Annotated in this window: 20 protein-coding genes and 1 pseudogene; 12 read left to right on the top strand and 9 right to left on the bottom strand. The window is 45.7% G+C overall.

The window, feature by feature from the left end; genetic code table 11:
• The first annotated feature begins 30 nt into the window (after positions 1-30).
• From UM402_RS00780 to UM402_RS00770, 3 genes are read left to right on the top strand one after another with little or no spacing between them, the layout of a single operon-like run.
• The gene (locus UM402_RS00780; protein ID WP_058576556.1) at positions 31-408 is read left to right on the top strand and encodes a curli production assembly/transport protein CsgE; all 378 of its coding nucleotides are present in this window, start codon (positions 31-33) and stop codon (positions 406-408) included.
• Positions 409-420: 12 nt separating this feature from the next.
• Positions 421-807: a curli assembly protein CsgF gene (locus tag UM402_RS00775; protein ID WP_058576555.1), complete on the top strand. Its 387-nt coding sequence runs from the start codon at positions 421-423 to the stop codon at positions 805-807.
• Positions 808-819: 12 nt separating this feature from the next.
• Positions 820-1,581 carry a CsgG/HfaB family protein gene (locus tag UM402_RS00770; RefSeq protein WP_322295369.1) on the top strand — a complete coding sequence of 254 codons (762 nt, stop codon included), beginning with the start codon at positions 820-822 and terminating at the stop codon, positions 1,579-1,581.
• Positions 1,582-1,587: 6 nt separating this feature from the next.
• Here UM402_RS00770 and UM402_RS00765 read toward each other — a convergent pair whose 3' ends face one another.
• Positions 1,588-2,235: a helix-turn-helix transcriptional regulator gene (locus UM402_RS00765; protein ID WP_286874981.1), complete on the bottom strand. Its 648-nt coding sequence runs from the start codon at positions 2,233-2,235 to the stop codon at positions 1,588-1,590.
• Between the two features lie 377 nt (positions 2,236-2,612).
• On the opposite strand from UM402_RS00765, the gene sufB reads away from it, so the two are divergent.
• The 7 genes and pseudogenes from sufB to UM402_RS00730 all read left to right on the top strand — a co-directional run bounded on the left by sufB (position 2,613) and on the right by UM402_RS00730 (position 8,626).
• Positions 2,613-4,049, top strand: a complete 1,437-nt coding sequence (gene sufB, locus UM402_RS00760; RefSeq protein ID WP_058576552.1) for a Fe-S cluster assembly protein SufB — start codon at positions 2,613-2,615, stop codon at positions 4,047-4,049.
• Positions 4,050-4,115: 66 nt separating this feature from the next.
• A pseudogene (gene sufC / locus UM402_RS00755) lies at positions 4,116-4,805 on the top strand (Fe-S cluster assembly ATPase SufC); the annotation flags it as partial.
• A complete protein-coding gene (sufD, locus tag UM402_RS00750; RefSeq protein WP_322295368.1) occupies positions 4,802-6,052 on the top strand; it encodes a Fe-S cluster assembly protein SufD in 1,251 nt (416 codons plus the stop codon). The pseudogene sufC and the gene sufD, both read left to right, overlap by 4 nt.
• The gene (locus tag UM402_RS00745; protein WP_058576549.1) at positions 6,049-7,266 is read left to right on the top strand and encodes an aminotransferase class V-fold PLP-dependent enzyme; all 1,218 of its coding nucleotides are present in this window, start codon (positions 6,049-6,051) and stop codon (positions 7,264-7,266) included. Before sufD ends, UM402_RS00745 begins: the two co-directional genes overlap by 4 nt.
• A 15-nt stretch (positions 7,267-7,281) precedes the next feature.
• Entirely contained in the window at positions 7,282-7,638 is a 357-nt protein-coding gene (locus tag UM402_RS00740; protein ID WP_058576548.1) for a HesB/IscA family protein, read from the top strand.
• Positions 7,639-7,658: 20 nt separating this feature from the next.
• Positions 7,659-8,192 (top strand): putative Fe-S cluster assembly protein SufT, encoded by a 534-nt coding sequence (sufT, locus tag UM402_RS00735; RefSeq protein ID WP_058576547.1) that lies wholly within the window; start codon positions 7,659-7,661, stop codon positions 8,190-8,192.
• 20 nt (positions 8,193-8,212) lie between these two features.
• Positions 8,213-8,626, top strand: a complete 414-nt coding sequence (locus tag UM402_RS00730) for a SufE family protein (RefSeq protein WP_058576546.1) — start codon at positions 8,213-8,215, stop codon at positions 8,624-8,626.
• Here the strand turns inward: UM402_RS00730 and UM402_RS00725 are convergent.
• The 6 genes from UM402_RS00725 to UM402_RS00700 all read right to left on the bottom strand — a co-directional run bounded on the left by UM402_RS00725 (position 8,623) and on the right by UM402_RS00700 (position 15,802).
• A complete protein-coding gene (locus tag UM402_RS00725; protein ID WP_058576545.1) occupies positions 8,623-9,822 on the bottom strand; it encodes an EAL and HDOD domain-containing protein in 1,200 nt (399 codons plus the stop codon). The two genes, UM402_RS00730 and UM402_RS00725, sit on opposite strands and share 4 nt — an antisense overlap.
• A gap of 84 nt (positions 9,823-9,906) precedes the next feature.
• Entirely contained in the window at positions 9,907-10,428 is a 522-nt protein-coding gene (locus tag UM402_RS00720; RefSeq protein WP_063744287.1) for a cytochrome b/b6 domain-containing protein, read from the bottom strand.
• Between the two features lie 4 nt (positions 10,429-10,432).
• On the bottom strand, positions 10,433-10,714 hold the full coding sequence (locus tag UM402_RS00715; RefSeq protein WP_058576544.1) for a PepSY domain-containing protein: 282 nt from the start codon (positions 10,712-10,714) through the stop codon (positions 10,433-10,435).
• A gap of 12 nt (positions 10,715-10,726) precedes the next feature.
• A complete protein-coding gene (locus tag UM402_RS00710; RefSeq protein WP_058576543.1) occupies positions 10,727-12,868 on the bottom strand; it encodes a prolyl oligopeptidase family serine peptidase in 2,142 nt (713 codons plus the stop codon).
• Between the two features lie 70 nt (positions 12,869-12,938).
• On the bottom strand, positions 12,939-14,477 hold the full coding sequence (locus UM402_RS00705) for an HAL/PAL/TAL family ammonia-lyase (RefSeq protein WP_058576542.1): 1,539 nt from the start codon (positions 14,475-14,477) through the stop codon (positions 12,939-12,941).
• Positions 14,474-15,802, bottom strand: a complete 1,329-nt coding sequence (locus UM402_RS00700; RefSeq protein ID WP_058576541.1) for a DASH family cryptochrome — start codon at positions 15,800-15,802, stop codon at positions 14,474-14,476. The genes UM402_RS00705 and UM402_RS00700 overlap by 4 nt, the downstream gene beginning before the upstream one ends.
• A 209-nt stretch (positions 15,803-16,011) precedes the next feature.
• Here UM402_RS00700 and UM402_RS00695 point away from each other — a divergent pair, with 209 nt between their 5' ends.
• Both UM402_RS00695 and UM402_RS00690 read left to right on the top strand, forming a co-directional pair.
• Entirely contained in the window at positions 16,012-16,911 is a 900-nt protein-coding gene (locus UM402_RS00695) for a hypothetical protein (RefSeq protein WP_322295367.1), read from the top strand.
• Positions 16,912-17,025: 114 nt separating this feature from the next.
• Positions 17,026-17,481 (top strand): DUF3429 domain-containing protein, encoded by a 456-nt coding sequence (locus UM402_RS00690; protein ID WP_058576539.1) that lies wholly within the window; start codon positions 17,026-17,028, stop codon positions 17,479-17,481.
• On the opposite strand, the gene UM402_RS00685 is transcribed toward UM402_RS00690, so the two are convergent.
• Both UM402_RS00685 and UM402_RS00680 read right to left on the bottom strand, forming a co-directional pair.
• Entirely contained in the window at positions 17,478-19,700 is a 2,223-nt protein-coding gene (locus tag UM402_RS00685; protein WP_058576538.1) for a glycosyltransferase, read from the bottom strand. The genes UM402_RS00690 and UM402_RS00685 overlap by 4 nt on opposite strands.
• Positions 19,697-20,761, bottom strand: a complete 1,065-nt coding sequence (locus tag UM402_RS00680) for a lysylphosphatidylglycerol synthase transmembrane domain-containing protein (protein WP_058576537.1) — start codon at positions 20,759-20,761, stop codon at positions 19,697-19,699. The genes UM402_RS00685 and UM402_RS00680 overlap by 4 nt, the downstream gene beginning before the upstream one ends.
• Between the last annotated feature and the right edge of the window lie 29 nt (positions 20,762-20,790).

Raw genomic sequence — 20,790 nt, 5'->3', positions numbered from 1 at the left:
TACTTTCAGGTAGCCGCTTTTTAGGCTCTTATGATTAAGAAACTATTATTTATAATAATTTTAATAACACCATTTAGCCACGCCGATGAAATTGAGCTTGGCGGTATGGTTTTAGACCGAACGATTTCTCGTTTTGGTAAAGATTTTTTCTTCTATTACACGAGTTACTGGCGGGACATTCCGTCAACTAACGGTATTACCGTCGTCGTCAACGAACGCGTTTACCCTCAAGCAGGAACTTATTTGTGGGTGGAAATGGAACAAAAGAAAGTGTTCGAGACCTATTTTGGACGACGCCAGAACGACGTTAAAAAATTAGCCGAACAGGCCATCCTTATTAGTATTAACGAAGTCGCTCGCATTAAAGCGGACTCCGTTTTCGACTCGCCAAACAATAATGAATTTTAAAAGGCGTTAATTATGAAAAAACTCTCAATTACCATGCTGGCTTTAATTGTCTCATCGGCATCCGTTAGTGCTACTGAGATTGTATACCAGCCAATAAACCCAAGCTTTGGCGGAAACCCAATGAATGGCAGCTTCCTTCTGCAAAAAGCTCAAAGCCAAAATGCTCATACAGCTCCAGACGAGGGGCGTTCTTTCGTTGATAGGTTTCGCGATGCTTTGGAGCGCAACATCATTAACTCTCTAACCCGACGCATAGCCGATGGGGAAATTGTCGAAGGTCTTTATGACACCGGTGAGTACACCGTAGAAGTTATCGGTCAACCAGACGGTAGCGTTCTGGTTTACATAACGCATAACGAGACCGGTGAGCAAACTGTCATTACCATGCCAGCGATTTAAAAGAGAGTGACCATGAATATTCGTATTATTACTTTACTATGTTTAACGTTGGCAGTGTCAGGCTGTGCGATGATGCCAAAGCCAACCGATTTAAACATTACCCCAGCTGAAATCGACGCACCAAGTTCAATGATGGTCACGCTTCAGAAGCAGCCGGTGCCCAAAAGCCGGATCCCGGTTTCGGTTTACGCTTTTCGTGATCAAACCGGGCAATATAAACCACAGGCTAATGTCTCAAGCTTCTCAACAGCGGTGACTCAAGGCGCAACCTCCATGCTAACGCAGATGCTGCTTGAGTCAGGTTGGTTTTTACCCATGGAGCGAGAAAATCTTCAGAACCTGCTGACTGAACGTAAAATTCACAACTCCAGTAAAGACTCGGACTTGCCCCCACTTCGAGAAGCAAGGTTGCTACTCGAAGGTGGAATTATCAGCTATGACACCAACGTCAGTACCGGCGGTGTTGGTGCTGAATACTTTGGTATTGGCGCATCGGAACTTTACCGGGAAGACCAGGTATCTGTTTACTTACGTGCTGTCGACGTTTACACGGGCCAAGTGCTGCTATCGGTGTCAGCTAACAAGAAGGTATTTTCACAAGAGCTAAGAGCAGGATTATTTCGTTATGTTTCATTAAATCGTTTAGCGGAGTTTGAAGGCGGTTACTCCACCAATGAACCTGTGCAACTTTCAGTGAAACAAGCGATGGAAAAAGCGTTAGTGGAACTGATAGAAAAAGGTCAGGAGCGCGGCTTTTGGCGGGCAGATAGCTAGAGTTCGTTAATTGGTTGACGCGTAACTCGCCCACTTTAGAAGTTCGACGCGGTTACGCGCGCCTGTCTTTCGGAAAATTGAAGACAGGTGCGTTTTCACCGTATGCGCACTGATATTAAGCTGTTCACCTATTTCTTTATTTCTGGCGCCGGTGCCTACAAGCTCAATAATTTTTAGTTCTTGCGGCGTTAACGAGGTTAGCTGCGAGAAAGACGCCGCAGAATCATCTTCAGCATGACGACGCAACATCATTTCTTCTATCTTGTCAGACAGCAATGAGCGTGGGTAATAAAGCTCTCCCTGGCTAATGACTTTAAGAGCCGTCAACACGCGGTCTAAATGCTCATTCTCATAAATTATGCCGCGGGCACCTAAATTCAGTGCTTGCGAAGGCTTAACCGAGTCCGGCTTAACATTGACCAAAAACAAGGCATAACTTTTCGCAAGCGCAGCCACCTCATTCGCTGTACTTGTTCGTGATAGTTGCTCGGAACTTAACGAGTACGCAACCATAATATCTTTATCTGGCGCTTGGCTAAGAAGCTCACTTAAGCTTGGGTGAATTACCTCAATCTCAAGAGACTCTGCAAGCAAAGCAAGGTTCTGCGTCCGTTTTTGGTGTTCAATTAGAGCAAGTTGAGAAAAGCGCGTCATAACACCCCTTAAAACCGACTACAAAGACTTTCAAGTTTTTATTTACATTTTTTTAAACGAAAGTCATGACCCTTTATAATAGCAAAAAAGCATCACTTGGAAGGTAGCGCAGGCAAACAATATGTAACAATTTGTTACAACCCTTAAAAATTAAAGGGTTAGCAATGCAAATTATACGACTCATTTTGTTATTTAAAGTCTACATTAATTTTAAAAAAAGCCAAATCCTACCAGCCCCAAAACTCCAACCTAAGGCGACAAAGTATACAAACAAACGTATAATGCGCGCAGCCCAAAACAAGGGCTCGGATAAAGTTGAGTGTTTTAGTCAGGTATTTTATAATACTCAGTATTCGCATATAAGTAAGGTGGTAAACATGAGCGAACAAATTGATCAGGCTCTAGAACGTAAATACGATGCTGGGTTTGTCTCTGAAATAGAATCGGAAACCTTTGCTCCCGGTTTAAACGAGGATGTCATTCGTCGTTTATCGGAAATAAAGGGTGAACCGGAGTGGATGACCGAATGGCGTCTGCAGGCCTACCGCAAATGGCTAAAAATGGACGAGCCTGAATGGGCGCATGTCGACTATCCAAAAGTCGACTATCAGTCTATTTCTTATTACTCAGCACCTAAGAGCATGAAAGATAAACCGAAGTCGTTAGATGAGGTTGATCCTGAACTGCTGCGCACTTATGAAAAGCTGGGCATTCCTTTGCACGAGCAAGAAATGCTGGCAGGTGTTGCGGTTGATGCCGTATTCGACTCGGTTTCCGTGGTGACCACCTTCCGCGAGAAACTAGAAGAAGCAGGCGTTATTTTCTGCCCAATATCCGAAGCTCTTCACAAATACCCAGAGCTTGTGAAGAAATACCTTGGGACCGTGGTTCCAAAAGGCGACAACTTCTTCGCGGCGTTAAACAGCGCGGTGTTTACCGACGGCTCGTTTGTTTATATTCCAAAAGGCGTTCGCTGCCCTATGGAACTATCAACCTACTTCCGTATAAACGAGCAGAATACGGGTCAGTTCGAGCGCACACTCATTGTTGCCGAAGAAGGCAGCTACGTTAGCTATCTTGAAGGTTGTACGGCACCGCAGCGTGACGAAAACCAGTTACACGCCGCCGTCGTAGAACTTGTCGCACTAGACGATGCTGAAATTAAATACTCAACAGTGCAAAACTGGTACCCGGGCGACGAAGACGGCAAAGGTGGTATTTATAACTTTGTAACCAAGCGCGGATTGTGCGAGAAAAACGCAAAAATCTCCTGGACTCAGGTTGAAACAGGCTCCGCGGTTACCTGGAAATACCCAAGTTGCATTCTCAAAGGTGACAACAGTGTCGGTGAGTTTTACTCAGTTGCTCTAACTCGCGGCAAGCAACAAGCCGATACCGGCACTAAGATGATCCACTTAGGTAAAAACACCAAGTCGACCATCATCTCCAAAGGTATTTCCGCCGGACGCAGCAATAACGCGTATCGTGGTTTGGTTCGAATGGGCCCTGGCGCTGAAGGCGCGCGTAACTTTACCGAATGTGACTCGCTGCTTATTGGCGACCAATGTGGTGCGCACACATTCCCGTATATCGAAAGCAGCAATCCAACAGCGATTGTTGAACACGAAGCCACCACCTCTAAGGTGAGTGACGACCAACTCTTTTTATGTCAGCAACGAGGCCTCGACCCTGAAAAAGCAGTCTCAATGATTGTGAATGGCTTCTGTAAGGAAGTATTCCGCGAACTACCAATGGAGTTCGCCGTGGAAGCCGGTAAGTTGCTTGAAATCAGTCTTGAAGGTTCAGTGGGGTAAGACATGCTATCAATTAAAGATTTACACGCTCGCGTGGAAGAAACAACGATTCTTAAAGGCCTTGATTTAGATATTAAGCCGGGTGAAGTGCATGCCATTATGGGCCCCAACGGCGCCGGTAAAAGTACTTTAGGTTATGTGCTTTCTGGCCGTGAAGGTTATGAAGTAGAAAGCGGCAGTGTCAGCCTTGAAGGCAAAGACTTACTGGACATGGAAGTGGAAGAGCGCGCTCAAGCGGGTTTATTTCTGGCATTCCAGTACCCGGTCGAAATTCCGGGCGTCAGTAACATGGAATTCATGAAAGAGTCGGTCAATGCGATGCGCGAAGCTCGCGGTGAAGACGCACTAAGCTCTGCAGAATTCCTGAAAAAGGCAAAAGAAGCCTGCAAGCAGGTTGAGCTTCCTCTCGACTTCTTAAAACGTGGCGTTAACGAAGGTTTCTCAGGCGGTGAAAAGAAACGTAATGAAATCATGCAAATGATTATGCTTGAGCCTAAGCTGGCTATTCTCGATGAGTCAGATTCTGGCTTGGACGTTGATGCGCTTCAGGTTGTTGCGAAAGGCGTTAACAGTCAACGCGACGGCAAACGCAGCTTTATCGTTGTGACTCACTATCAGCGCTTGCTGGACTATATTGAGCCGGACTATGTTCACATTCTGTCAAACGGCAAAATCGTGAAAAGTGGCGGCCCTGAGTTGGCTAAAGAAGTTGAGAAGTCAGGCTACGCTTGGCTTAAGGAAGGAGAAGTCGCATGAGTCAATGGCTAGCACAAGTTATTGAGCGTGCCGGCAATGTTGACGACTGGTTAGCGTCTGCGCGCTCGAAAGCGTTAGCAGAGCTGAAAGAAAAAGAGTGGCCAGGACGTCGCACAGAAGCTTGGCGCTACACGTCTTTGCACAAAGTCGCAGACTTAAACCTTGCAACGACAAGCAACGAGACAACCGCTGAAGCGCCTCAAGTAGAAGGCTTAAACAGCATTGACTTGGTTTTCGTTGACGGTCGCTTGGTTAGTGACATTGTCAACCTGACATTGCCTGAAGGCGTCACAATTGCTTCTCTGGACGCGAAAAGCGATGCAGCAGAAAGTGTGTTTGGGCAAGTTAAGCCTCAGCATCATTTATTTGGTTTGGTGAACGATGTACTCGCTCAGCACGGTGTGGTCATTGATATTGCGCCAAACGCAAATGTTGAACAGCCAATCCGCATTGTGAACTTTGCCAGCGATGGCGTTGAGTCGCATCAGCGCTCATTGGTTCGTGTCGGTGAAGGCGCCAAAGCCGTTATTATTGAGCACGGTGCGGGTAATGGTCATAGCCTGAATACCGCCTTCGCCGAGTATGACATTGCGGACAAAGCCACTTTAGAACACTACCGGTTAGCGCTGCACGAAGGCGAAGCTATTCACGTTGGTGGTAGCCATTTCCGCTTACACAACGAGTCGAAGCTTAACAGCACCTTAGTTGGGTACGGCTCTCAGCTGACACGTCTGGATGTCGATATTGAACACGCGGGCGAGCACGCCTTTGCGAAGTTCAACAACATTTATTTGTTGGCACCGAAAGAACATTTCGACTTACACAGCACCATAGAACATGCGCAACCTAACGGTACCACCGAGGAAAATGCGCGCGGTATTATTGGCGACAAGGCAAAAGCGGTATTTAACGGCCGTATTCACATACATCGCCATGCTCAGAAAACCTTAGCTGAGCTGAACAACCGCAATCTGCTACTGACTCGTGGCGCACAAATTAATACCAAGCCTGAGCTGGAAATTTACGCCGACGATGTTCAGTGTGCTCACGGTGCAACCGTTGCTGAAATTGACGAAGAAGCACTTTACTACATGCTGACGCGCGGTATCGATAAGCAACAGGCCTTGGTTATGCTGAACTTCGGCTTTGTACAGGAACTGCTTTTCCAAATGCCAAATCGCGCATTAGCAGACTGGCTTCAGCCAATACTTAAGCAACGCTTCGAGCGTATGATGGAGCAGCAATGAGCCTAAATGTTGCAGACATTCGCAAGCAGTTTCCAATTCTGTCACGCGAGGTTAATGGTCACCCGTTAGTGTATTTAGACAATGCCGCTACGACTCAAAAGCCGCAAGCGGTGATTGATGCTCTGGTGGACTATTACACGCAGTGCAACTCTAACGTGCATCGCGGTGCTCATTACCTGTCAGACGAAGCAACACGCCGTTACGAGGCTGCACGCCAAACGGTCGCAAAGTACATAAATGCGAACCGAAACGAAGAAGTGATTTGGACCAGTGGCACAACTGAAGGCATTAACTTAGTCGCTAACGGCGTTGCGCAACGACTAAAAGCCGGTGACGAAGTCATGGTCACTGAAATGGAGCACCATGCTGATTTGGTCACCTGGCAACAAGCTTGTAAACGCTCTGGCACGACCCTAAAAGTGGTGCCCGTTCATGACAATGGCGAGCTTAACGTTGACGCCTTTCATGAGTTATTGAGTGACAACACCGCGTTTGTTGCCATGCCGCATGTCTCCAACGCGCTAGGTACTGTAAACCCAATTAAAGAACTAACCGCCGCAGCCAAAAGCAAAGGCGCCTTAGTTTTAATTGATGGCGCTCAAGGCGTTGCTCATGGCGCTATAGATGTTCAGGACATTGGCTGCGACTTTTATGTGTTTTCTGGCCACAAGGTATTTGGCCCAACCGGCATTGGCGTGCTTTGGGGTCGGTTCGATGTTTTGAATGAATGGCCAGTGTGGCTAGTTGGCGGCGAAATGATTGCTACCGTTAGCTATCAGGATGCAACCTGGGGCGAGCTTCCTAACCGTTTAGAAGCAGGCACGCCGAATATAGCGGGCGTTATTGGTTTAGCCGCAGCACTCGACTGGATTCAGCAGTACGACGCTAAAGAAATACGTGCACATGAACAAGCGTTACTGGCACGAGCGACCGAATTAGCCAAGCAAACCGAAGGCTTGAGAATTATTGGTGACGCCCCTAATAAAATTGGCGTACTCAGCTTTGTTTTGGAAGGCGCACATCCGGCTGACATCGGCTTCCTGTTAGATAAACAGGGTATCGCAATTCGTACCGGCGACCACTGTGCGCAACCATTGATGAAGCGCCTGAATGTGCCAGGAACCGCACGTGCGTCATTTACCATCTACAATACATTAGACGAGGTTGATCAGCTCTTTGCGGGCATCAACAAAGCTCGTATGATGCTAGCCTAACGGCAGGAGGACACAATGTCTGTAGAAACTTTTAGCCCTTCGTCATCACTTATTTCCATGACGGACAGTGCCATTAAGTATTTTGAGTCGCGACTGAAAAACGAGTCGGGTAACTTGATACGCTTATCAACAAAGCAAAGCGGTTGCACCGGTTATGCTTATGTTCTGGACTCTGTTGATGCGGTTCAGGACGGTGATGAAGTCGTAGAAATTAACGACAACATTAAGGTTGCTATAGCCCCGAATGCGCTGGAATTAGTACGTAATACAGAAATCGATTACGTTAAAGAAGGCATTAACGGTATTGTGAAGTTTAACAACCCTAATGTTGTTAACGAATGTGGTTGCGGCGAAAGCTTCAGCGTTAGCTAAACGGGAAAGATAACGACATCATGCAACAGAAAATGGTGAATACCTTACGCGAAGTCAAAGCGCGTAAGGTGCCATCCGGCGAGCCAAAAGTCATTCCCAAAGGGGAGTTTGTTAATATTACCCAAGACCTGGGCGGCAACTATACTGTCACCTGGCAAGGTAATATGCTGCGCATTGACGGCACTGATGGCGATGCCATTGGTCGGAAGCCGGAGAAGTTAGACTTTCCCGAGCCAGAGGACGGTAACATTTCAGAGCAGCAAGTCTGGGATGCGCTCGAAACTATTTACGACCCGGAAATTCCCATTAACTTAGTGTCTCTGGGGCTTATTTATAAAGTCGATATAGACCAAGACAGTTCGCGGGTTAATATTGATATGACTCTCACCGCGCCGGGTTGCGGCATGGGACCAGTACTGGTCGGTGACGTTGAGTATCGTGTCTCACTGGTGCCGAATGTTGACAAGGTCAATGTAAACCTAGTGTTCGATCCTCCTTGGTCGCGCGATATGATGAGCGAAGAAGCGCAGCTTGAAGCTGGTGTGTTTTTCTAAACAGGAATACCGAATTAGCCATGAACTTACCAACAACTGACGAAATTCTTGATGATTTAGAATTCCTGGACGACTGGGAACAGCGCTACCAATACATTATTGATCTTGGCAAGGCACTACCAGGCTTGCCGGAAGAGCAGCATAAAGAAGAGTATCTGGTACGCGGCTGTCAGAGTAATGTTTGGCTTATTAGTGAAGAGAAAGGCGGGAAGTTGCTGTTTCACGTCGACAGTGATGCGGTCATCGTGCAAGGACTGCTGACATTGGTTATGGCGGCTTACCATGATAAAACGGCTGAACAGATTTTGGCGTTTGATATTGACCAGTACTTTAACCAGCTTGACCTGGAAAACCACATTACACCAACCCGTGGGAATGGATTAAGAGCTATTGTTGGAAAAATCCAGCAGTTGGCCAAAAACGCCAGCGCTTAAATGGTATTAAATAACTCTTGTACGTTATTGGATACAGAGCGGTAGGTTGATAACAGACGCGGCTGGATAGTTTCCAGTCGCTGCTTCATTTGAATCAGGCGTTCCAGTTTCAACGCAATACTCAAACACTGACCCATAGGCCCTTTCAAGTTATTCACTGCAGCTTGTGTTTCAGGTGACAGCGGCAACTTTTCAAAAAACGCCTTTTTATCCACCCCCAACATAATATCAATACCTGATAGCAACCCCACGAAATAGCATTGATCAGGATCTAAGTCTTTATTTCTCTGCCCTTTAGCCAGTTCATAGCACATTTGTGCCCTCACCAGCACCATGCGTGATGCTTCCTGACTACTGGCAGCAACGGAGCCTATAAGCGCTATCCAGCGGCGCAGTTTCTCAATACCCAGTCGCATAATCACATCTTTGACCCGGGTAATTGGGCTCGCCGTTGGATACAAAGGGCTATTTACAATTTTAAGAAGGCTGACAGACAACTTTGGATCTTCTGATATCACTCGCGACAACTCAGTCAAATCCGGCTCTTTTTCAAAGCATAAAGACAGCACTTTTGCGAGCTGCAGGGAAGACGGCTCTAGGCGAGTACCATAGATGACTTCCGGCTTAGCGAAGTAGTAGCCCTGAAACAAGTCAAAACCCAGTTCTTCGTAAGCGTTTTTGGTCGCCTCGTCTTCCACTCGCTCTGCTAACCACTTGCCTTTGAAGGTAGTGGTTTCCTGTTTAAAGGCTCGAACCTGGTCAATAGTGACAGTAGACACATCCACCTTTATGTAAGACGCGTACTTTAGTAACGGCTCCCAGGCAGGGTCAAACTCGAAGTCATCGAGTGCAAAGCGAAAGCCCTTCTCATGCCAGCGTGCTACTGCATTCACAACAGCTCGCGTTGGCTTTATGGTCTCTAAAAGCTCAATAACGACCTTATCTGGCTCTATAGGCAGGAAGCTCTGTGATAATAGAAAGTCACTTGATACGTTTATAAAGGCCGTTGCGTCGTACTGAGTGGTTTGCTCAGTAATACCCGCACATAAGTTAAACACGACTTCACTGGTCGCTGCGGTGTCACCCACAGTTTCAGCCGATAAATTAATGGCGCTTCGGTACAGTAGCTCTACTGCGTAAAACCGATTCTTTTTGTCGTAAATGGGCTGGGCAGCCAATAAAGGGGAGGATTCCAAATCTGTCTACTTTTTAAACACTGATTATTAGCTGAATTCTACGGTAGTTTTTAATAAAAGAAAAGATGAACGGTTGTTATAAATTTAAGATTTACGACGCCCTGTAATCATGGGCTTTATAAGCTCAATGCGACCCCACCAACCTGTCAAAAGCACTGCGGCAACATGAATAAGAGCGCCTATAAATAAACTATGGGCAATGTATTCATGAATATTTTCGACAAGCGTACTGCCAAAGAAGGTGTCTGTTTCTTCGAGCAGAAAACCGGTAATGCCCTGCGCTAAAAGCAATAACCAAAACAGCAATATCAGCATACCGCCAACAGCGTTATGCCCGGATTTTTTAGGAATCTTGCGATTTTTAAGTTCACGCAGATGTTCAGATATTCGTTTAGGGGTCGGAAAAAAATCACTCAACCTTGCTCGCTGAGGCCCAACGAAGCTCCATACAACACGAGCAAATACTAAAGCCCAAACACTATAGCCAATCCACTGGTGGACCACTTCACCTGGCTCTAATACAAAATAATTTAGCGTAAAGCCAATAACAATAAGCCAGTGGTAAATGCGGATAAACTTATCCCAAATAACCACTGGCTTACCCATTAACTTACTCTTTCTCTTGTTTTACGACACTGCCATCGACTGGGTTGAAGTAAATTTCTACTTTCTCACCAGCCTGGTTTTTGCCGTAAATTTCATAGCAGTTACCGGGAGTGACTTTAAACTCATTAATGTCATAGCCCTGCTCTTTTAAACCAGCCTGGAACTGCTCTTGATCCATCCATTCTGATTGCGGAGCCGTCGTACAACGAGTTTCCGTTTCTTCCGCACTGCAAGCGGCTAACAGTGCCGCTGCACCTGCCATAGCGGTTAATTTTAATGCGTTCATATCAGTCTCCTATCATTCGTTAGGAAGTGACTCGAAGCCCATGTGATAGAGCGTAAAGCCGAAAATATCCGAATACTGCTCAATCGTTTTTGAAACTGGTGTCCCTGCACCGTGACCCGCATTGGTTTCAATGCGAATTAACTGTGGGTTATCGCCCCCCGCTTTATCCTGAAGCTCTGCTGCGAACTTAAAGGAATGGGCAGGCACCACCCGGTCATCATGATCACCCGTAGTAACCAGCGTTGCCGGATACTCAACACCTTGTTCTACGTTATGCACTGGCGAGTAGTTCAGCAAGTATTCAAACATTTCTTTACTGTCTTCTGCTGTACCGTAGTCATACGCCCAGCCAGCACCCGCAGTGAATGTGTGATAGCGCAGCATGTCCAAAACTCCAACCGCTGGTAGAGCAACCGCAAACAGCTCAGGGCGCTGTGTCATTACCGCACCAACTAGCAAGCCACCGTTTGAGCCACCACGAACTGCCAGGCGCTCAGACGAAGTATAGTCTGCTTCTATCAGATATTCCGCTGCCGCAATAAAGTCATCGAACACATTTTGCTTTTGCATCTTAGTGCCAGCTTTATGCCACTCTTTACCGTACTCACCACCACCACGTAAGTTGGCAACCGCATAAACACCGCCCATTTCCAGCCAAGCTGCATTAGCAATGCTGAAACTTGGTGTCAGACTAATATTGAAGCCACCGTAGCCGTATAGAATAGTTGGGTTCGTACCGTCTAGCTCAACACCTTTTTTATGAGTGATGATCATAGGCACTTCAGTGCCGTCTTTAGACGTATAGAACACCTGCTTACTCACATACTGGTTAGGGTCAAAGTCTGCGCCCGATTCTTCGTACACGGTCGACTCTCCCGTTTCAGGGTTCATCTCGTATATGGTGCTTGGCGTGCTGTAGTTCGTGAAGCTGTAATACACTTTTTCAGCGTCTTTCTTTTCACTAAAGCCACTCGCACTACCTACTCCCGGCAATGCGATGTCACGCACTTTCTTACCGTCGTAGTCGTATTGCTCGACTTTGGATACCGCATCAACCATATACTCTGCAAAGATATAACCCGCACCGGTTGATGGATTCAGCACATGCTCGCTGTGTGCAATAAAGTCCTGCCAGTTTTCAGGTGTTGGATTGCTCGCATCCACGGTAACAACACGACCGTTAGGCGCATCCATATTGGTCTCTAGATACAAGGTACCGTCCTGACTTGTCAGTACTGAAGTATCGTAGTCCATGTTACCGTCAACCAAGACCAGTTCAGAGTCCGGCTGCGTCAAATCTTTAATGTACAGCTTGTTACCAGATGTCGAATTAGCAGCCGAGACCACTAAGAAACGATCGTCCTCGGTCACATAACCACCAACATAGCGGTGCTTCTCAGCTTCCGTACCACCGAAAATTAGGTCGTCTTCAGACTGAGACGTACCAATCTCATGGTAATACAGCTTATGCTGGTCTGTTTTTGCTGACAGCTCACTGCCTTCCGGTTTGTCATAGCTTGAGTAGTAGAAACCTTCGTTGCCCTTCCACGAAATACCGCTGAACTTCACGTCCACTAACGGCTCTTCATGCTGGTCGCCAGTTTCTGCGTCAATCACAATAATTTTACGCCAGTCACTACCACCTTCAGAAATAGAATAAGCCGCAATAGAGCCGTCTTCACTGAACGTTAGCTGAGCCAGCGACGTTGTGCCATCTTCACTGAACTTGTTCGGATCTAAAAAGACTTCCGCTTCGGCATCTTCACTTTTCTTACGATAAACAACGTACTGGTTTTGCAAACCATCGTTCTTGTAGAAATAGATGTAGTCACCCTCAAAACGAGGCGCGCTGACTTTTTCATAATTCCACAATTCCGTTAAGCGCTCTTCAATTTTTTGGCGGAATGGAATTTTTTCCAAATGGCTAAAAGTCACTTCATTTTGCGCTTTTACCCAGGCTTCCGTTTCTTCGCTACGGTCGTCTTCTAACCAGCGATACGGGTCCGCTACTTCAGTGCCAAAGTAGGTGTCGACGACATCGCCTTTACGCGTTTCCGGATACTGCATCTGATTATTCACTTCTTCATCATTGCTTGGTGACTGTGAGCAGGCTGTCAGCAAACTTACGGCAACCGCTCCTAGTAAGTATTTCATTGTTGTTATCCTTATTACTAATAATTACCGTCCATAAACTAACAGAGTCTTAAGTGAAAAAGTAGTAAGTTCAACGGCTAGAATAAAGGTCCCAACGTTTTTCTCTTACTTCAGCAAGCCAAAACCTCAACTCTTTTTCTAACGCTCTGTCTTCTTCCAAAAACTCAAAATCTCGCCCCACATCTTCTACCATTTTAGAGATAGCCAAAGGCAGTTGCTCTTGATTCATCTCTGAGCGTAACCGTGCCCCCTGAGAAGCAGCGAGTAAACTTGATACAACAACTTGCTCAGTCAACTCTAAAATTCTCACACAGTCCCTGGCTGCTATCGTCCCCATACTGACTTTATCTTGATTATGACACTCCGTTGAGCGAGAGAAAGCACTCGCAGGCATGGTTAATTTCAGAGCTTCTGCCGCCCAAGCTGAGCAGCCTATCTGAATAGCTTTAAAGCCGTGATTTATTGGTTGTCTCTCCGCTTTTGCTCCAGACAGGTTTGCCGGCAAGCCATTATTTACTTTCTGATCCATCAGCAAAGCCATTTGCCTATCGTGTAAATCAGCTAAATTGGCTACTTGAGTTTTTAAAGTATCCATAGCCATTGCAATATGCCCACCGTAGAAATGACCCCCATGCAATACTCTGCGGCTCTCAGGATCAATAATCGGGTTATCGTTCGAACTATTTAGTTCATTCTCTATCGTCTCTTTTAACCAAGGTAAGGCATCTCTCAAAGAACCTATAACATGAGGGGCGCAGCGAATCGAGTAACGATCTTGAAGTCTATTCGAGTTCCTTTTTTCTTCGACAGCCCCCAAATCACTTCTTATCCATTCTGCGACTTTTTGTTGACCAGAATGTGGTTTTACATCGAATAGCCTTTCATCAAAATGTTCAGGGTTCCCACCTAAAGCATAACAAGAAAGAGACGTTATCTTGCTGGATAGCCGAGTCAAATACTCCGCACGACTCCAGTTTAAGCAAGCTATCGCAGTCATAGCTGCCGTTCCATTCATTAAAGCTAAAGCTTCTTTGGGTCTTAATGTATAAGGTTTAACATCAAGCTTATCAAAAGCTTCAGCTCCAGACATAAGCTCCCCTTGAAATAAAACATCCGCTTCGCCAATGAGTGCTCTGGCAATATAGGACAATGGAGTTAAATCGCCGCTCGCTCCAACGCTTCCCTCCTCGGGAATGAGAGGAAGCACATCTTCATTGAGCATAAGGACCAGCCTCTCCAATAAAGCAAAGCTAACTCCGGAATACCCTTTTGATAATGAACACAGGCGGGTGGCCAAAATGGCTCGCGTTGTTTGCTGATCAAAGTGTTTACCAAGCCCGCAGCCGTGGAAACGCGATAAATGAATAGGGAGTTCATCGACCAAAGGCAAGTCAACCGGAACGGTGCAACTGTCACCGTAGCCAGTTGTTACTCCGTAAATTACCCCATCATCGAGGAGTACTTCATCTAGGAAATCAGCCCCAGCTTGGATTTTCTTACGAAATCCTGGAGAGTTGCACAACTCAACGCATTTGTTCTTATTAGCTAAATTAACGATATCTTCAACGGTTAACGTTTTATTACCAAAAGTGATCAACTCTTTAGTCATAATTTCTCATTTGTTATTGGCCAATCTGCTGCATCAACACTGTCTATTGGCTGTGCCTTAATATTGCCACCCCAGCGTTTTATAAATTCACCCTCAGGGTCATACTGAGCGGCCTGTTTTTCTAAATTAAATCGACGATGGCCTCTAGGGTCAGCACCAACGCCCGCTAAATACTGCCAGTTGCCCCAGTTGGAAGATACGTCGTAATCGATAAGCTGATGCTCGAAATAAGCGGCTCCGTATCGCCAATCAAGACCTAGCTCATGCACAAAGCAGCTTGCCACTACCTGTCGCCCCCGATTGGACATATAGCCAGTTGCATTTAACTGCTTCATACAAGCGTTAACGATTGGAAAAGGTGTATTGCCAGAACACCATTTTTGAAAGCGCTCTGGGTAAAAGCTTGTCTTGGGTGATGTAGTAGAAAGCCCTCTAAAGGCAAACAACTTAGCCCCATGTTTTTTCGCATACCAAAAGAAGAACTCACGCCATAATAGCTCGAAGCTTATCCAATACGTTGATTCATTCGCTTCATGCTGTTGCTCGTAGCTTCTAAGCGCAGACATAACTTGGCGAGCTGACATACAACCAAGTGCTAACCACGGCGAAAACTTAGTCGAACTTTGAAAGTCGTCTAAAGCATTCCGAGTTTGCTTATAATCACTTGCATAGCCTTCACTAAAGTAATTCTGTAAATGGCTTACCCCTGCTAACTCCCCACCTCTATACAGTTGATAGGTGGTTGAGCTCTCAAAGGGAGGAACTATTGCTACGTCAAAGTTTTTAGGTGCTGGTGCAAGATTCTTAATATCAGCCACATGGTAGCTGTCTTTTAAAGGCTCTACCTGCTTCCTGAACTGCGAAAAAGTAGCCGGCAATTCATCCAATAAAAACGGTAAATCATGCTCATTAAATAGTGTGTTATTAGAAATTTCGTAAAAAGGTAGAAATGGAAAACGATTCTTAACCAGAGCCAAGTGTCGTTGTTCATACACACCCTGATGTTCACTAATGAATACCGCATCAGCACCTAGCTCAGAAATTGCCCGGGTAACCTCCTTTTCAAAAGATCCTCTCAAAACCAGCAACTTCTGACCCCTTTTCTCTAACTCAGCGCTAAGGCATTGAAGTGATTCCTGCAAAAATTTCAAGCGGTGTTGGCCTAATGACGGGATGCCGTAACGCCCATAACGAGTTGCAGAGGGATCCAAACAAAAACAGCAAACAAGTGACTCACTACTCTTGCTGGCCTCCAGTAACGCAAGATTGTCTGTCACTCGCAAGTCGTTTTGGAAAACAAATAAGCTTGTTTGGTATTTGTGCATGCGGTCATTCTCTAAATCTTTAATACTACTTACTAAAAAATACCGGAAATAGACTGCCTCAACTCAAAAATACATCAATTGGAGATTGTCACTTTTCAATATTTGAGATAGTAATAAACTCCCATGTGGTATTATTTCGGTGCATCAAACCAAGATGCATAACTCTCCGAGAACTTTTTAAATTACTCTCCTCCTCAGAAGGGGATAACTTGTTTTTGTTAAAAGGAAGTATGATGTCAAAGGCGAAGCTTTTTCTTTTATCTGTTATTTTTCTTTCTGGCTGTTCATCTGTACCTGACAATTTTGAATTTTCCGAAGGTGCTGAATTGATGGTGGCTACAAATCTTAGCGACCACACCGAACTATACGAAAACGCACTGTTGGTAGAAAAGCAAAACCTGAATGAGGTTAACAGTACAGGCGGAAGTACTTCTGACCTTATTGTTGGCTCAGGTTTAGCTGGCTCTGCAATTTTCTTCGCCGATACCGGTGTATGGGCTGGAACGGGTAGCTTTGTCGATGGAATGGCTCTTACCTCATTCGTTTTAGATTCGTTAACCAACAAGGGAATGCGCCACCACAAGTGGACTTATAATTACTTTTTCCATATTGATGACAAATGCACAAGCCGAGACTGCGTTAACGAGAGTTTAGGTGCGTTTTGGCTAAAACTGGCGGATATTTACGATAAGTCAGGTAAGGGCGAAAAATATAACTTTCACAAGTTTGAGTTTTCAGGCGCTGGATTCTTTTTCGATTACTTTGAAGGAAAGGCGGTGCAGGAATATACGCTTGATGACGGCAGTATCAGAACCAACAGCCAAAACTTAATGTTAGTTAGGCAGTTAGACGATATTTCCGAATATCAAGGAAAAGAGATCTGGGGTAATGACACACCAAAAGACTATCAGGACAAAATTACTCTACTCGGTATGGACTATGTAGAAGAGACCAATGCTTTAATAGAAGCAAGCAAAGGGTTCCCTACTCTCTATATTTTCCGCGGAATCGATAGAGTCGCAGCTAAAGAAAAGAAACCCTGTTTTGGAGGCTTCTTTATTAATAATGGCAGAACGATAAACGTTCCGGAAACTGGCTGTATGTTTTAAGTCAGCTAGCCTCAGTGAACTAAGAAGTGACCTTCCAGCGTAAGTATTGGAAGGTCACTTTGATAAAGTTTAAATTAGAATCTAAATTAAAAGTTCCAATAATTGAGGCTTGCCATGAACACAGCCAAAAACAAACTGATATACACACTCGGGTTTCTCGGGCTCATTCCTTTTATCGTTAGCTCGCTGGCGGAGCTTATGCAGGTGACATCACTGTTCGGCTTTCAACCACTTGATCTACTCATTACCTACGGTGCGATTATTCTGACGTTTCTCGGTGGTGTGCTGTGGGGCCGAGCGCTGCACAGAGCAGAGAGCGAACCCTCTAATGCGCTACTGGTTCTAAGCAACGCTTTTGCCATACTTGCCTGGCTAACCCTATTGCTGGACTCATCCGCTTGGTCACTAGGTCTTCAGATGGCCGGATTCGCGACCTTGCTTTTCTTCGAGCAGAAACTGGCGAGAAGCTCAGCCATGACCTCTTACATGGGTTATTACCGCATTCGCTTAATACTGACGTCAGCGGTAATAGTCTGTGAGTTATTAGTTTTCGGGAATCATATTCTTTAATTCTTTGCTTCATGATAACGAGCCAGGGTTTCGGCATAAATATGGCGAACATCCTGGCTGAAGCGCTCTACTGAATAGGCTTTGGCAAAACTTTCAGCATTGTCAGAAAGCTCCTTACGCAAGCTCTCATCATTAAGGATACGCTCAACTCTTTCCAACCAAACCGCTTGCTTAGCAGGCGTTTTATAACCGTTAAATCCGTCTTCCACAACGTCATCGATGCCACTAGAGCGAACCGCAACAACCGGTAAGCCCGCAGCCATAGCTTCTAAAATAACCATGCCCTGCGTTTCCGACTGAGACGCGAACAAAAAGGCGTCTCCTAGCTGATACCAGTTGGCCATATTTTCAGGCGCTACCGAGCCCACCAGCTGAATGGTTTCCGTTAAACCGAGCTCGTCTATTTTCGCTTGTAATCGCTGCTTCTGGTGTCCATCACCCACAATTAATAGCCGGAACGCCTTGTCGGTGTTCTTCTTGAGCTCTGCCAGCGCGTCTATCATAAAATCGATATTTTTCTCGTTAGAGAGTCGCGACACGCTCACAAAAACCGTTTCATCTTTTATTTTCAGCCGCTTTTTAAGCTTCTCAACTTGCGCTGGTTCCACGTGCTGAAAGCGGTCGTATTCAATGCCTGTCGGCTGCACATAAGTTGGCGCTGTCACCCCTATCATGCGCAGGTACTCTTCGGTTGAGTCGGTTGGCACAATGACAGCATCACACTTGTTCGCAAATCGACGCACTAGAAAGTGCGCAATAATATTACGAAACAGAGACCCCGGTAAAAACACAAAGTGCGCGTAATGCTCGAGCCGCGTGTGATACGTATAAACAGCCGGCACTTTCAAGCGGCGAGCCATGTAAACACCCAGTGAACCTATCCAAAACGGATGATGCACATGGATAATATCCGGCTTAAAGGCTTTGACTTTTTTGCGCACCGCAGACGAAAAGATATTGGCGAAGCGAAACTCACTTTTTTCACCAAACGAGAAAATGGACGGCATGCGTATGACATTCTTTTCTTTTTTTCGTGTTTTCTTGTAGCGCGGCGCCACAATGAGCACTGTGTCTTTAAGCTTCTCCAGCCCGCAGCGCAAACGTTCTATGGAAATAGGTACACCACCAATAAACGGCAGGTAGTTGTTGGTGAACATGGCTACTTTCAGGTGGCGGTTTAACCATGGGTCGGCATCAATGTCATAGTCCGGATAGTAATCCTTTCCTATAAAAACAGCGTTATAGAGCTTGGTACTGATAACCAGAAACACCGCCACTAATAAAATGAAGTTTAAATAGCCCACGTAAAACAACGAGTGGATGAAAAACCAAAAGCTCTCTAGTTGTTTTAGTATCGGATGCTGGCCAATCTCCAGTTCTTGAACTGAGTGGTCGACCGAACCATCCGCGTTCACGGTCACTTTGACGTAGTGATAAAAACTCTCGTCCTGATTCAATACCAACCCGCCAGCACCACCGGTCGTGATATAGGGGATGCCGTTATGTTCTCGCTCGGAATAAATGGATATGTTTGACGAAAACACCCTGTCGACACCATGGTTGCTGAGTGTCTGCTGTAGTGCGTGACGAAATTCGATGGGCTGTAAATAGTCATCCTCTTCCGCAAGAATAAACTCTTCTGCGGGCTCCATAGGAGGATGCCCAATAAACACAAACCGATGCTTGGAGTTATCGGCTTTTAAAATGTCGTTAAGCCAACGCAGCTGCCACTGCCAAGGCGTTTTACCCGTGCTATCCAAGAATATTAAGCGGCTGTTACCGGCTGTAAAACTGAAAAAATGCGGGCCGTAATGGTCATAAAAACGGAAGCTGCCAAATTCCTCGTATTCATTTTCACCAAACGTAAGCAAGTAAGGCATTTCCAGGTGGGACAAAGTGCCCCGTATCGCTCGGTACTTGTCTTCACCGCCACTGCTCACTGCATTACCGGCAGATATCAGAAAGTCGATGTTTTCATTATTAAGCATAGGAATAATGCGGCGCTCGAATATTCCTACCGAGTTATTAATGTTGCCGACAACCGCAAAGCTATAACTGTCCTGACCTTCCAGACGAGCACTAATGGCAGCCAGTTGATCGGTGTGTTCCGCTTTAAACTCTGAGGTAACTAGGTTTAAGTAAACCTTATAGCCAATAAGGCCAACAATAATGGCGATATTTAAATAAAACAGGATTTTTAAAAGCTTGGTTTTTGTCATGATACATCCTGTTTATGAGCAGATTTAACGAGATACCTTTGCAATACCATTAAACCGACGATCATTCCCAGATAAATCGTCAAAAAGCGCCAGCTGAACGTAACTAATAATAAATGATTACTTGCCAAGATTTCATTAAAGAAACTGCCGAACACACCTTCTGATATGCCTGATGCCCCAGGGGTCGGAGCGAAATACATAATGAAGGTAGTCACCACCAGTAAGCCAAGGCTCACTAAGTAATTTATATCGTAGCCCAGCCCCCACATTAAGAGCGCAGGAAAACTGAATAAACTGATGAGGAACACGGCGGTGAAAAATACCGACAACGCAATAGCTGACTTTGAACCACGGCAATACTCTGCAAAGCTTCGACTAAAACGCAGCATTTCCCGACGAGCCTTGTATTGCCAGCGCTGATGCCGTGACTCGCTCATTAAATGCAACTTATGCAAGCCATGAAATAACTTACTTAACGGCCCAATGAGCCAATGTGCTCTAAGCAAAACAATAGCGAAAAAAGCCAAATACAACACAATGAACACAGCCAGTGCGCCACCAATGTCACTGATAAAGGCTTCGTTTTGCAAGGGCGTTAAAGTCAGTAAAAACACAGGCGTCAGCGAAAAAATAAAGAAAATGGCCAGCACCGTTCGTATGGTGGTTGCGGCGGTCGCCCTGCCAATAGGAACCCCGTGCCTGTGCAAAAACCAAACCTGTGCGAAACCGCCACCGGTAGCCATAGGAGTAATATTCGAGAAAAAGATATTAATGAACACTAACTTAGTCATTGCGCTTTTGGGTATTCGGTAACCCAGCGCTCTTAAGGTGTAATAAAGTCGTAATCCGTCGGCGGCGAAATACACAATTAACAACAAAATCGTCAGGCTGATAACTTCAGGGGCAAACAGCCGGAAGTCGAAGGTAAGCTCACGGTTAGAAAAGTTATTATAAATGGCGTAGAAACCAGCGGCTGTAAGTGCAATGAACAGCAACGCGAACAAAAGCAGTCGTTTCCCTGATGTTTGGGGCTTTTGCGTATCCTTACTTTCGGTTGTCATTAATGATTCTCCGCCCCTTCGTATCTGCC

Source organism: Idiomarina sp. OXR-189 (assembly GCF_034373425.1).
Taxonomy (GTDB): Bacteria; Pseudomonadota; Gammaproteobacteria; order Enterobacterales; family Alteromonadaceae; genus Idiomarina; species Idiomarina zobellii.
This window is presented reverse-complemented; position numbering and strand designations above follow the sequence as displayed.

Excerpts from the sequence above, each read along its gene's own strand:
- UM402_RS00780 (WP_058576556.1), top strand. The coding sequence starts at position 31 with ATGATTAAGAAACTATTATTTATAATAATTTTAATAACACCATTTAGC.
- UM402_RS00775 (WP_058576555.1), top strand. The coding sequence starts at position 421 with ATGAAAAAACTCTCAATTACCATGCTGGCTTTAATTGTCTCATCGGCA.
- UM402_RS00770 (WP_322295369.1), top strand. The coding sequence starts at position 820 with ATGAATATTCGTATTATTACTTTACTATGTTTAACGTTGGCAGTGTCA.
- UM402_RS00765 (WP_286874981.1), bottom strand. The coding sequence starts at position 2,235 with ATGACGCGCTTTTCTCAACTTGCTCTAATTGAACACCAAAAACGGACG.
- sufB (WP_058576552.1), top strand. The coding sequence starts at position 2,613 with ATGAGCGAACAAATTGATCAGGCTCTAGAACGTAAATACGATGCTGGG.
- sufD (WP_322295368.1), top strand. The coding sequence starts at position 4,802 with ATGAGTCAATGGCTAGCACAAGTTATTGAGCGTGCCGGCAATGTTGAC.
- UM402_RS00745 (WP_058576549.1), top strand. The coding sequence starts at position 6,049 with ATGAGCCTAAATGTTGCAGACATTCGCAAGCAGTTTCCAATTCTGTCA.
- UM402_RS00740 (WP_058576548.1), top strand. The coding sequence starts at position 7,282 with ATGTCTGTAGAAACTTTTAGCCCTTCGTCATCACTTATTTCCATGACG.
- sufT (WP_058576547.1), top strand. The coding sequence starts at position 7,659 with ATGCAACAGAAAATGGTGAATACCTTACGCGAAGTCAAAGCGCGTAAG.
- UM402_RS00730 (WP_058576546.1), top strand. The coding sequence starts at position 8,213 with ATGAACTTACCAACAACTGACGAAATTCTTGATGATTTAGAATTCCTG.
- UM402_RS00720 (WP_063744287.1), bottom strand. The coding sequence starts at position 10,428 with ATGGGTAAGCCAGTGGTTATTTGGGATAAGTTTATCCGCATTTACCAC.
- UM402_RS00715 (WP_058576544.1), bottom strand. The coding sequence starts at position 10,714 with ATGAACGCATTAAAATTAACCGCTATGGCAGGTGCAGCGGCACTGTTA.
- UM402_RS00710 (WP_058576543.1), bottom strand. The coding sequence starts at position 12,868 with ATGAAATACTTACTAGGAGCGGTTGCCGTAAGTTTGCTGACAGCCTGC.
- UM402_RS00705 (WP_058576542.1), bottom strand. The coding sequence starts at position 14,477 with ATGACTAAAGAGTTGATCACTTTTGGTAATAAAACGTTAACCGTTGAA.
- UM402_RS00700 (WP_058576541.1), bottom strand. The coding sequence starts at position 15,802 with ATGCACAAATACCAAACAAGCTTATTTGTTTTCCAAAACGACTTGCGA.
- UM402_RS00690 (WP_058576539.1), top strand. The coding sequence starts at position 17,026 with ATGAACACAGCCAAAAACAAACTGATATACACACTCGGGTTTCTCGGG.
- UM402_RS00685 (WP_058576538.1), bottom strand. The coding sequence starts at position 19,700 with ATGACAAAAACCAAGCTTTTAAAAATCCTGTTTTATTTAAATATCGCC.
- UM402_RS00680 (WP_058576537.1), bottom strand. The coding sequence starts at position 20,761 with ATGACAACCGAAAGTAAGGATACGCAAAAGCCCCAAACATCAGGGAAA.